The organism is Brevibacillus porteri, from assembly GCF_003013475.1.
GTDB classification, from domain to species: Bacteria; Bacillota; Bacilli; order Brevibacillales; family Brevibacillaceae; genus Brevibacillus; species Brevibacillus porteri.
In genome coordinates this window covers 29,799-41,327 of the sequence record NZ_PXZO01000037.1, presented here as the reverse complement: position 1 = coordinate 41,327, position 11,529 = coordinate 29,799, and the positions used below count along the sequence as shown (strand labels likewise).

Annotated in this window: 10 protein-coding genes; 9 read left to right on the top strand and 1 reads right to left on the bottom strand. The window is 48.3% G+C overall.

The window, feature by feature from the left end:
• The first annotated feature begins 4 nt into the window (after positions 1-4).
• The 7 genes from rpoC to C7R92_RS18685 all read left to right on the top strand — a co-directional run bounded on the left by rpoC (position 5) and on the right by C7R92_RS18685 (position 9,663).
• A complete protein-coding gene (gene rpoC, locus C7R92_RS18715; protein WP_106835264.1) occupies positions 5-3,631 on the top strand; it encodes a DNA-directed RNA polymerase subunit beta' in 3,627 nt (1,208 codons plus the stop codon).
• A 138-nt stretch (positions 3,632-3,769) separates the two neighbouring features.
• Positions 3,770-4,024 (top strand): 50S ribosomal protein L7ae-like protein, encoded by a 255-nt coding sequence (locus C7R92_RS18710; protein WP_017247041.1) that lies wholly within the window; start codon positions 3,770-3,772, stop codon positions 4,022-4,024.
• Positions 4,025-4,146: 122 nt separating this feature from the next.
• A complete protein-coding gene (rpsL, locus tag C7R92_RS18705; protein WP_005828873.1) occupies positions 4,147-4,590 on the top strand; it encodes a 30S ribosomal protein S12 in 444 nt (147 codons plus the stop codon).
• A gap of 54 nt (positions 4,591-4,644) precedes the next feature.
• Entirely contained in the window at positions 4,645-5,115 is a 471-nt protein-coding gene (rpsG, locus tag C7R92_RS18700) for a 30S ribosomal protein S7 (RefSeq protein ID WP_007716226.1), read from the top strand.
• 69 nt (positions 5,116-5,184) lie between these two features.
• Entirely contained in the window at positions 5,185-7,263 is a 2,079-nt protein-coding gene (fusA, locus tag C7R92_RS18695) for an elongation factor G (RefSeq protein ID WP_017247042.1), read from the top strand.
• A gap of 120 nt (positions 7,264-7,383) precedes the next feature.
• On the top strand, positions 7,384-8,574 hold the full coding sequence (gene tuf / locus C7R92_RS18690; protein ID WP_017247043.1) for an elongation factor Tu: 1,191 nt from the start codon (positions 7,384-7,386) through the stop codon (positions 8,572-8,574).
• Positions 8,575-8,727: 153 nt separating this feature from the next.
• On the top strand, positions 8,728-9,663 hold the full coding sequence (locus tag C7R92_RS18685; RefSeq protein WP_106835263.1) for a DMT family transporter: 936 nt from the start codon (positions 8,728-8,730) through the stop codon (positions 9,661-9,663).
• A 25-nt stretch (positions 9,664-9,688) separates the two neighbouring features.
• Here the strand turns inward: C7R92_RS18685 and C7R92_RS18680 are convergent, their stop codons facing one another.
• On the bottom strand, positions 9,689-10,075 hold the full coding sequence (locus tag C7R92_RS18680; protein WP_017247045.1) for a globin domain-containing protein: 387 nt from the start codon (positions 10,073-10,075) through the stop codon (positions 9,689-9,691).
• A gap of 357 nt (positions 10,076-10,432) precedes the next feature.
• Here C7R92_RS18680 and rpsJ point away from each other — a divergent pair, with 357 nt between their 5' ends.
• Complete coding sequence (gene rpsJ, locus C7R92_RS18670) at positions 10,433-10,741, top strand: 30S ribosomal protein S10 (protein WP_007716236.1); 309 nt, start codon at positions 10,433-10,435, stop codon at positions 10,739-10,741.
• A gap of 147 nt (positions 10,742-10,888) precedes the next feature.
• On the top strand, positions 10,889-11,518 hold the full coding sequence (gene rplC / locus C7R92_RS18665) for a 50S ribosomal protein L3 (protein WP_017247047.1): 630 nt from the start codon (positions 10,889-10,891) through the stop codon (positions 11,516-11,518).
• Positions 11,519-11,529: the final 11 nt, after the last annotated feature.

Here is an 11,529-nt window from a genome sequence, read left to right as displayed (position 1 = left end):
CCCTGTGATTGACGTGAACAACTTCGAATATATGAAGATCGGCTTGGCTTCCCCCGATAAGATCCGTTCGTGGTCTTTCGGGGAAGTAAAGAAGCCAGAGACGATCAACTACCGCACACTGAAACCGGAAAAAGACGGCTTGTTCTGCGAACGCATCTTTGGACCAACCAAGGACTGGGAATGCCATTGCGGTAAATACAAGCGTGTTCGTTATAAAGGTGTAGTGTGCGACCGTTGTGGCGTGGAAGTAACCCGCGCCAAAGTACGGCGTGAGCGTATGGGGCACATTGAGCTGGCTGCCCCAGTTTCTCACATCTGGTACTTCAAAGGGATTCCAAGTCGTATGGGCTTGGTGCTCGACATGTCCCCTCGTTCCTTGGAGGAAGTTATCTACTTTGCTTCTTACGTAGTAACCGATCCAGGTGACACTCCTCTCGATAAAAAGCAATTGCTCTCCGAAAAAGAGTTTCGCAACTATCGTGAGAAATACGGCCACTCCTTCCAAGCGATGATGGGAGCAGAAGCGATTAAGCGCCTGCTTGCTGAAATCGATCTGGATAAAGATGTGGAAACGTTAAAAGAAGATTTGAAAACGGCACAAGGACAGCGTCGCAACCGTGCGATCAAGCGTCTGGAAGTGCTCGAGGCATTCCGCAACTCCGGTAACCACCCGGATTGGATGGTTCTCGACGTACTGCCGGTTATCCCGCCGGAGCTTCGTCCAATGGTTCAGTTGGATGGTGGACGTTTTGCCACTTCCGACTTGAATGACCTGTATCGCCGTGTAATCAACCGTAATAACCGTCTGAAGCGCCTGCTCGAACTGGGTGCTCCTGACATTATCGTACAAAACGAGAAACGCATGCTGCAGGAAGCAGTAGACGCGCTCATCGATAACGGTCGTCGTGGACGTCCGGTAACGGGACCAGGTAACCGTCCTTTGAAATCTCTCAGCCACATGCTGAAAGGTAAACAAGGTCGTTTCCGTCAAAACCTGCTCGGTAAGCGTGTTGACTACTCCGGTCGTTCCGTTATCGTTGTAGGACCTAACCTGAAGATGTATCAGTGCGGTTTGCCAAAAGAAATGGCGCTGGAGCTCTTCAAGCCGTTCGTGATGAAAGAGCTGGTTTCCAAAGGCCTCGCTCACAACATCAAGAGCGCAAAGCGCAAGGTTGAGCGCGTTCAGCCAGAAGTTTGGGACGTTCTCGAAGACGTTATTCGCGAGCACCCGGTACTGTTGAACCGTGCCCCCACCTTGCACCGTCTGGGTATCCAGGCTTTCGAACCAGTTCTGGTTGAAGGTCGTGCGATCCGTCTGCATCCGCTCGTTTGTACAGCGTACAACGCGGACTTCGACGGTGACCAAATGGCGGTTCACGTTCCGTTGTCTGCTGAGGCACAGGCGGAAGCCCGTATCCTCATGCTGGCAGCGCAAAACATCTTGAACCCGAAAGACGGTAAGCCGGTAGTAACGCCATCCCAGGATATGGTGCTTGGTTCCTACTACCTGACGCTGGAACGCGAAGGCGACAAAGGCGAGGGTACGATTTATCGCGATCCTCACGATGCGATTGCCGCTTATCAGCAAGGCTTTATCAGCCTGCATACGCGCATCGCTCTGCCAGCGAAACGCCTGAACAAAACCAGCTTTACTGAGCGTCAAGAGAACGCGCTGATCGTAACGACAGTAGGTAAAGTAATCTTCAACGAAATTTTCCCTGCTGATTTGCCGTTCATCAATGCACCGACTAGGGCTAACCTGCAAACGATGGTTCCAGATGAGTGCTTTGTATTTGATAAAGGTACAAATGTTTCGGAGTTCATTAAAAACCTCCCAGATCCGGGTGCTGTTAAAAAAGGATTCTTGGGAACCATTATTTCCGAGTGCTTCCGTCGCTTCGGTACGATGAAAACATCCATGATCCTCGACAGAATTAAGGAATTGGGCTTCACGTATTCGACGAAAGCAGGTATTACGATTGCCGTAGCGGACATCGCGGTACCAGGAAAGAAAAAAGACATCCTTGATGCGGCAGATGAGAGAGTTGCAACTGTCATGACGCAATTCCGTCGTGGTTTAATTACCGAAGACGAGCGTTACGACCGCGTTATCTCTATCTGGTCCAAGGCCAAGGATGAGGTAACAGAAGTATTGATGAAGTCCATGGATAAGTTCAATGCGATCTTCATGATGGCGAACTCCGGTGCCCGTGGTAACGTATCCCAGATCACTCAGCTGGCTGGTATGCGCGGTCTGATGGCAAACCCATCCGGTCGAATCATCGAGTTGCCGATTAAATCCAACTTCCGTGAGGGTCTGACGGTATTGGAATACTTTATCTCCACGCACGGTGCGCGTAAAGGTCTCGCCGATACAGCGTTGCGTACAGCGGACTCGGGGTACCTGACTCGTCGTCTGGTAGACGTTGCTCAAGACGTGATCGTACGCGAAACCGATTGTGGAACAGATAAAGGTATCCGAGTAACAGCAATCAAGGATGGTAAAGAAGAAATCGAGAAGCTGTCTGACCGTCTGACAGGACGTACTTGCTTCGAGACTTTGCGCCACCCTGAGACGAAAGAAATTATCGTGCACCGCAATGAGGAGATCTCTGAAGAGGTTGCCGAGTATATCGAAAAAGAAGGTATTACTTCCGTATATATCCGTAACGTACTTGCTTGCCGCACCAGCCATGGTGTCTGCAAACTGTGCTACGGACGCAACCTGGCGACAGGTGCCGAGGTGGAAGTGGGAGAAGCGGTTGGTATTATCGCTGCTCAGTCCATTGGTGAGCCGGGTACCCAGCTGACCATGCGTACCTTCCATACCGGTGGGGTTGCGGGAGACGATATTACCCAAGGTTTGCCGCGTATTCAGGAGTTGTTCGAAGCGCGTAATCCAAAAGGGCAAGCAGTCATCTCCGAGATCGATGGTGAAGTCGTCGACATTCGCGAAGGGAAAGATCGTCGCGAAATCGAAGTACGTGGAGAAGCGGAAAATAAAGTGTATGCAGCACCGTATGGCTCTCGCATCAAGGTTTCTGTTGGTGTCAAGCTGAATGCTGGTGATGAGCTCACGGAAGGTTCCGTAGACCCGAAAGAAATGCTCAAAGTTCGTGGCATGCGCGGCGTTTCCAACTACATCTTGCAAGAGGTACAAAAAGTTTACCGTATGCAAGGGGTAGAAATTAACGACAAGCACGTTGAGGTTATGATTCGCCAGATGCTGCGCAAACTGCGTGTCATCGACAGCGGAGATACTGACCTCTTGCCAGGCTCCTATGTTGAGGTACCAGAATTTGAAGTAGCGAACACAAAAGCGCTCATGGAAGGCAGAAGTCCAGCAGTAGGTCGTCCGGTTCTTCTCGGGATCACCAAAGCATCCCTCGAAACCGACTCCTTCCTGTCGGCAGCATCCTTCCAGGAGACGACTCGTGTTCTTACCGATGCAGCGATCAAAGGAAAAGTGGACCGCTTGCTAGGTTTGAAAGAGAACGTTATTATCGGGAAGCTGGTTCCAGCAGGTACCGGTATGTCACGTTACCGCAATGTAAAAGTTGCTAGCCAAGTAGATTACGAAGCAGAGCTGGAAGCAGCGAAGGCTGAGCAAGAAGCAGTTTCTGTAGAGTAATTGCGGGAAAAGCGCCCATCACCAATTGGTGGGCGCTTTCCTAAATAAAAAATATCAAATGGGCGTTGACAACAACTAGCCCACCTGATATTATATTCAAGTGTGCCTGACATCTGTACTTTGGAGGATATGAGAATCATGTCTTATGAAAAAGTCGAGCGGGCCAAGGACTTGACAATCGGCATTAAGCAGACGATTAAAGCTGTTGAAAGCCAACAGGTAGAAGCAGTGTATATCGCTGTCGATGCAGATAAGCGTTTGACCCAAAAAGTCGAGCTCCTTTGCAAAGAGAAGGGTGTTCCAGTCATCCATGTAGATTCCATGCGTCGTTTAGGCAAAGCGTGCGGAATTGAAGTGGGGGCAGCTACTGCTGCGATTAAAAAAAGTGGTTGACGATGTTTTTGTCTGTGATTACACGTTGCGTAATACTGGACAAGGACTTTCTATTTGACCTAAAAATGACTCACCTGGATCTGTGGTCTTGAAGATTGGGTATTAAGAAGGGAGGTAACATCATGCCTACAATTAACCAATTGGTGCGTAAAGGTCGCGAGGATAAGGTTGTGAAGTCGAAGTCCCCAGCTCTTCAAAAGGGGTACAACAGCTTCAAGAAAAGCCAAACCAACCAAAGCTCTCCTCAAAAACGTGGTGTTTGCACTCGTGTAGGTACCATGACTCCGAAAAAACCGAACTCCGCGTTGCGTAAATACGCTCGTGTGCGTTTGACAAACGGAATCGAGGTAACAGCTTACATCGGTGGTATTGGCCACAACCTGCAAGAACATAGCGTCGTGCTGGTGCGCGGCGGTCGTGTAAAAGACTTGCCAGGGGTACGCTACCATATCGTTCGTGGTGCACTTGACACTGCTGGTGTGAACAACCGTAAACAAGGTCGTTCCAAGTACGGTACTAAGCGTCCGAAGCCAGGTCAAGCAGCAGCTGCAGCGAAAAAGAAATAAGACAAACGCCTGTGAAGTGGCGTGACTTTATATCGAAAAGAAGGAGGGAATACGATGCCTCGTAAAGGTCCTGTAACCCGTCGTGACGTGCTGCCAGATCCTATTCACAACAGCAAGTTGGTTACTCGCTTGATTAACCGCCTGATGTTGGATGGTAAGCGTGGTGTAGCTCAGAACATTCTCTACAACGCATTTGACATCATCCAGGAGCGCACAGGTCGCAACCCGATGGAAGTGTTTGAAGAAGCACTGAAAAACGTAATGCCAGTACTGGAAGTTAAAGCTCGCCGTGTAGGTGGTGCTAACTACCAAGTACCAATCGAAGTAAAACCGGAGCGCCGTACCACTCTTGGTCTGCGTTGGATGGTTAACTACTCCCGTAACCGTGGAGAGAAAACCATGGAACAACGTCTTGCTAACGAGATCATGGACGCTGCTAACAACACCGGTGCAGCAGTTAAAAAGCGTGAAGACACGCACAAGATGGCTGAAGCGAACAAAGCGTTTGCTCACTATCGCTGGTAGGAATTGAATCGGGTGTCCGTATTGGATACCCGTTTATTCTCAAACTCGAGTATGGAAGGAGCATACCTAATGGCTCGCGAGTTCTCTTTGCCGAATACGCGTAATATCGGTATCATGGCTCACATCGATGCTGGTAAGACGACGACTACTGAGCGTATTCTGTTCTACACTGGTCGCGTTCATAAAATTGGTGAGGTGCACGAAGGTGCAGCAACCATGGACTGGATGGAACAAGAGCAAGAGCGTGGTATCACGATCACTTCGGCTGCTACTACTGCTCAATGGGCTGGTCATCGTATCAACATCATCGATACACCAGGCCACGTAGACTTCACTGTAGAAGTTGAGCGCTCCCTGCGCGTTCTTGACGGTGCTGTAACCGTTTTTGACGCAAAAGGTGGCGTTGAGCCACAAACCGAAACCGTATGGCGCCAAGCTGACCGCTATGGCGTACCACGCATGTGCTACATCAACAAAATGGATATCATGGGTGCTAACTTCGATATGTGCTTGGGTCAGATCAAATCTCGCCTGGGTGCAAATCCTGTAGCAATCCAATATCCAATCGGTGCAGAAGATCAATTCAAAGGTATGGTTGACCTGATCGAAATGAAGGCAATCGTATATACCGATGATTTGGGTAAAACTTCTGACTCCGCTGAAATCCCTGCTGACCTGCTCGCTCGTTGCGAAGAACTTCGTATGGCGATGGTTGAGGCAGCTGCAGAACAAGACGAAGAGCTCATGATGAAGTACTTGGAAGGCGAAGAGCTGACCAACGACGAAATCCGTGCTGCTCTGCGTAAGGGAACTATTGAGTGCAAACTGACGCCGGTAATGTGCGGTTCTTCTTACAAGAACAAAGGTGTTCAGCCTATGCTGGACAACGTAGTATCTTACCTGCCGTCTCCGGTAGATATCCCTGCAATTAAAGGTACATTGCCAGATACTGAAGATGAAGTTGATCGTCCAGCTGACGACAACGGTCCGTTCTCTGCTCTTGCGTTCAAGATCATGACTGACCCGTATGTTGGTCGTTTGACATTCTTCCGTGTATACTCCGGTGTACTGAATTCCGGTTCTTACGTTCTCAACTCTACTAAGGGTAAACGTGAGCGTGTAGGCCGTATCCTGCAAATGCACGCAAACCACCGTGAAGAGATCCAAACGGTTTACTCCGGTGACATTGCAGCAGCTGTAGGTTTGAAAGATACAACAACTGGTGATACTCTGTGTGATGAAAAGGCTCCTGTAATCCTCGAGTCTATGGACTTCCCAGAGCCAGTTATCTCTGTTGCGATCGAACCAAAATCCAAAGCAGACCAAGACAAGATGGGTATCGGCCTGTCCAAACTGGCTGAAGAGGATCCAACGTTCAGAACTCGTACAGACGAAGAGACTGGTCAAACTATCATCTCCGGTATGGGTGAACTTCACTTGGAGATCATCGTTGACCGTCTGAAACGCGAATTTAAAGTTGAGTCGAACGTAGGTGCTCCACAGGTTGCTTACCGTGAAACATTCCGTAACGCAGCGAAAGTGGAAGGTAAATTCGTTCGTCAGTCCGGCGGTCGTGGTCAATACGGTCACGTTTGGGTGGAATTTGCTCCTCTCGAAGCTGGTCAAGGCTTCCAATTCGAAAACAAAATCGTTGGTGGTGTAGTACCACGCGAATACATCCCTGCTGTTCAAGCGGGTATCGAAGAGTCCATGAAAAATGGTGTTATCGCCGGCTTCCCGCTGGTTGATATCAAAGCTACTATCGTAGACGGTAGCTACCATGATGTTGACTCTAACGAGATGGCATTTAAAGTAGCAGGTTCCCTCGCATTGAAGGAAGCTGCGAAAAAATGTGGCGCAGTACTGCTCGAGCCAATCATGAAAGTAGAAGTTACAATGCCAGAAGAGTACATGGGCGACGTAATGGGCGACCTGAACTCCCGCCGCGGTCGTATCGAAGGTATGGAAGCTCGTGCAAATGCACAAGTAATCCGTGCGATGGTACCACTGTCCGAGATGTTCGGTTACTCCACAATTCTTCGTTCCCGTACCCAAGGCCGTGGCGTTTACTCCATGGTGATCGACCACTACGAAGAAGTACCTAAATTTATCGCTGAAGAGATCATCAAGAAATCTAAAGGCGAATAATTACAGGTTACAGCTTTATCTTGCAATCAGAAAGGTTTACAATATGGAAGGGACAACCATTTGTAAGGTAAACCTTTCTTCAAACCATAAAACCCTTATCTATAAGGAGGCTTTCCTCTCATGGCAAAAGCGAAATTTGAGCGTAATAAACCACACGTTAACATTGGTACTATCGGTCACGTTGACCATGGTAAAACTACCCTGACTGCTGCTATTACAACTGTATTGGCACAGAGCGGTAAAGCACAAGCTATGAACTATGCTGCAATTGACGCTGCTCCAGAAGAAAAAGAGCGCGGTATCACAATCAACACTGCTCACGTTGAGTACGAAACTGACAACCGTCACTATGCTCACGTTGACTGCCCTGGTCACGCTGACTACGTGAAAAACATGATTACTGGTGCTGCTCAAATGGACGGCGCTATCCTGGTTGTATCCGCAGCTGATGGCCCTATGCCACAAACTCGCGAGCACATCCTGCTCTCCAAGCAAGTAGGCGTACCTTACATCGTAGTATTCATGAACAAATGCGACATGGTAGACGATGAAGAGTTGTTGGAACTGGTTGAAATGGAAATTCGTGACCTGTTGTCTCAATATGAGTTCCCAGGTGACGACACTCCAGTAATCAAAGGTTCTGCTAAAGAAGCTTTGGATAACCCAACTGGTGACTGGGCTAAGAAAATTGTTGAGCTGATGGAAGCTGTAGATTCCTACATCCCAACTCCTGAGCGCGCAACTGACAAGCCGTTCCTGATGCCTGTAGAGGACGTGTTCACGATCACTGGTCGTGGTACTGTTGCTACTGGTCGCGTAGAGCGCGGTGTAGTAAAAGTTGGTGACCAAGTTGAGATCATCGGTTTGGCTGAAGAAACAAAAACAACTACTGTAACTGGCGTTGAGATGTTCCGCAAATTGCTGGATTCCGCTCAAGCTGGTGACAACATCGGTGCTCTTCTGCGCGGTGTAGACCGTAACGACATCGAGCGTGGACAATGCTTGGCGAAACCAGGTTCCGTTAAGCCTTACACGAAGTTCAAAGCAGAAGTTTACGTTCTGTCCAAAGAAGAAGGCGGACGTCACACTCCTTTCTTTGCTAACTACCGTCCACAATTCTACTTCCGTACAACTGACGTAACAGGTATCATCCAACTGCCAGAAGGCGTTGAAATGATCATGCCTGGCGACAACACTGAGTTCACTGTAGAACTGATCGCTCCAGTAGCGATGGAACAAGGTACTCGCTTCGCGATCCGCGAAGGTGGCCGTACAGTAGGCGCAGGCGTTGTAGCTTCTATCGACGCTTAGGTTTTACTGATACACAAAACCCGACAACTTTGGTTGTCGGGTTTTTTTATGTGCTTTTATCGAATTTTTAAATAACTCCCATCAAAATCATTCAATTTGCCTTTCGTAGCAATATGCTACAATACCATCAGGATTGGATGGGGGATACTAGAGATGAAAAATAATGAGCGATTATTGTTTCTTATGCTTGCGGGTGTTGTCACGCTGTGGGGATTGAACGTGGTCATGGTCAAATATTTAGCAACGTTCCCTCCATTATATGTTGCCGCTATACGCATGACAGTCGGTGGAATCTGTTTATCGCCACTCATCTTCTTATACAGAAAGAGTTTGCGATTTAGCAAAACAGATTGGTTTTTGTTGGCTGGAGTCGGTGCTAGTTCTATCGCGCTTCATCAAATAACGCTTGCGGCGGGTGTTCAATATACGACAGCAGGAAATGCGTCGCTTATTCTTGGATTAAATCCATTGGCAACGGCGCTCTTGGCGATGCTTCTCTTAGGGGAAGGCATGTCGTTGAAAAAAGGGCTTGGCATTGGAATGGGCTTTGCCGGAGTATTGATTGTGGTCATCTCTCAGCACGGTGGCCTTCATATGAATGGCTGGGGAGATGCCATTATGTTTTTCTCCATGCTCATGTATGTAACGGGTGGTTTACTCATACGGAAATTGGTCGTAAGAGGGGTACCGGTACTTTTAATTACGGCATTATCGCAAATGTTTGGGGTCATCTTCTTGTGGGGAGTTGCATTGACTGTTCAACCAGCTTCCTATTATCTTTCTTTGGACGTTTCTTCCTTCCAGTGGCTTGTAATATTTGCTTCAGGTGCGCTATCAACAGCGCTCGGCTCGATCGGCTGGAATTATGGGATACGCCAGCTGGGAGCGAGTCGAACGGCTGTTTTCCTAAATGGAATGCCAATGGCCAGTTTGGTATTTGCGGCGATATTCCTGGGAGAAAGCCTTCAACTCGTACACTTACTAGCACTGTGTATGATCGTAGGCGGTGTTTATTTGGGATCGCGTAGTCTGGTGGGATCGAAAGCCACACGTGCGGCAGCAACGCCTGATATAACAACAAAAGCGTAGGACAGTAATTGTCCTACGCTTTTTCTTATTGATCCCACTTATTGACCATATGGTGGGCGGTTAAACGCAAGCGATCAAAGATTTGCTTCCGAATCTCGCCTTCGAGTCCAGTCAGATCCATGGCTTTATCCATACAAGCGAGCCAAGCCTCTGCCTGTATAGGTCCAATAGGGAACGGCATGTGCCGTGCTCTCAGCATTGGATGGCCATGGGCGTCCGAATACAGGCTTGGACCACCGAGAAACTGTGTCAAAAACTGATATTGTCGCTCCTTTACTTGGGTTAAATCTTCAGGGAAGAGTTCGGTAATATCGGGATGCTGCTTTACCAGATCATAAAAGGTATCGACAAGACGGGTCAAGGTATCTGCACCGCCAATGATTTCATAAGGGGTTTGATTCACATCAGACATTGAGGAAAACCTCCATTTCATAACGATTACAATCATAAGTATAACGTCTTCCTTCTATTATAGATAGATTACTCGGCGAGTTGGCAGGTAATCCCGCTTGCCTTTCTTCGCAGAAATCTGTAAGATGATCAAGGTGAGTCATTCAGTAGGCACACCATGTACAAAAAAAATATACGGAAACCCAAGAAAAAACTTGCGTTGCCCAGATCTTTTTAGTACAATATTGAATGTTGGTCATGGACTTGCGATGATGTGGGAGGTTGCTGACACACCCGGGCCCTTTGCCATGACTGGGGTGCAGGATATTTCCACGGAGAAATGTCTGTTTAAAAAATGGGCGAAAAAGGAGGGACTTCAATGGCAAAGCAAAAGATTCGTATTCGTTTGAAGGCGTATGATCACAAAATCCTGGATCAGTCCGCAGAGAAAATCGTGGACACTGCGAAGCGTTCCGGTGCTAACGTATCCGGTCCAATTCCACTTCCTACGGAGAAAGCAATTTACACGATCCTGCGTGCGGTTCATAAGTACAAAGATTCTCGTGAGCAATTCGAGATGCGTACACATAAACGTTTGATCGATATCTTGAATCCTACACCACAAACAGTAGATGCTCTGATGCGTCTGGATCTGCCATCTGGTGTGGACATCGAGATTAAACTGTAAGGTCCCAAAAAGCGATACACGCGCAGACGTTGTCTTGATAAGCGTGTTATACCAAGCAACAAACCCTTAAATGGCACCCCTGCGCATCGATGGGGACTTGATACAACATAAAGCGTTTTACTGAAATAAGCACAGGAGGTGGCACAAATGACCAAAGGAATCTTAGGGAAAAAACTTGGAATGAGTCAAGTTTTTGGTCCAAACGGAACAGCGATTGCTGTAACGGTTATCGAGGCAGGTTCTAACGTAGTTCTTCAGAAGAAAGACGTTGCGAACGACGGTTATGAAGCAATTCAAATCGGCTTCGAAGACAAAAAAGAACAGCGCGCTAACAAGCCGGAAAAAGGCCATGCAGCAAAAGCTAACACTGCTCCTAAGCGCTTCATTCGCGAAATTCGCGGAGTAAACCTCGCTGACTATGAGGTTGGTCAAGAGTTGAAGGCTGACATTTTTGCTGAGGGAGAATTCGTTGACGTTGCCGGCGTAACCAAGGGTAAAGGTTTCCAAGGTGCGATCAAACGTCACAATCAATCCCGCGGTCCTATGGCTCACGGTTCACGCTACCATCGCCGCCCAGGTTCTTTGGGTGCTGTCGATCCAGGTCGTGTATTTAAAGGCCAAACCCTGCCAGGTCAAATGGGTGGAGACAACGTTACCATTCAAAACCTGGAAGTGGTTAAAGTTATCGCAGAACGCAACTTGATTCTCGTAAAAGGCTCCGTGCCTGGTCCGAAAAACGGCTGCGTACTGGTTTCCACGGCAGTCAAGAAGAACTAGTAAGGAAAGGA

Coding starts and splice junctions, on each gene's coding strand:
- C7R92_RS18685 (WP_106835263.1), top strand. CDS start 8,728: ATGAAAAATAATGAGCGATTATTGTTTCTTATGCTTGCGGGTGTTGTC.
- rpsG (WP_007716226.1), top strand. CDS start 4,645: ATGCCTCGTAAAGGTCCTGTAACCCGTCGTGACGTGCTGCCAGATCCT.
- rpsJ (WP_007716236.1), top strand. CDS start 10,433: ATGGCAAAGCAAAAGATTCGTATTCGTTTGAAGGCGTATGATCACAAA.
- rpsL (WP_005828873.1), top strand. CDS start 4,147: ATGCCTACAATTAACCAATTGGTGCGTAAAGGTCGCGAGGATAAGGTT.
- rplC (WP_017247047.1), top strand. CDS start 10,889: ATGACCAAAGGAATCTTAGGGAAAAAACTTGGAATGAGTCAAGTTTTT.
- C7R92_RS18680 (WP_017247045.1), bottom strand. CDS start 10,075: ATGTCTGATGTGAATCAAACCCCTTATGAAATCATTGGCGGTGCAGAT.
- fusA (WP_017247042.1), top strand. CDS start 5,185: ATGGCTCGCGAGTTCTCTTTGCCGAATACGCGTAATATCGGTATCATG.
- C7R92_RS18710 (WP_017247041.1), top strand. CDS start 3,770: ATGTCTTATGAAAAAGTCGAGCGGGCCAAGGACTTGACAATCGGCATT.
- tuf (WP_017247043.1), top strand. CDS start 7,384: ATGGCAAAAGCGAAATTTGAGCGTAATAAACCACACGTTAACATTGGT.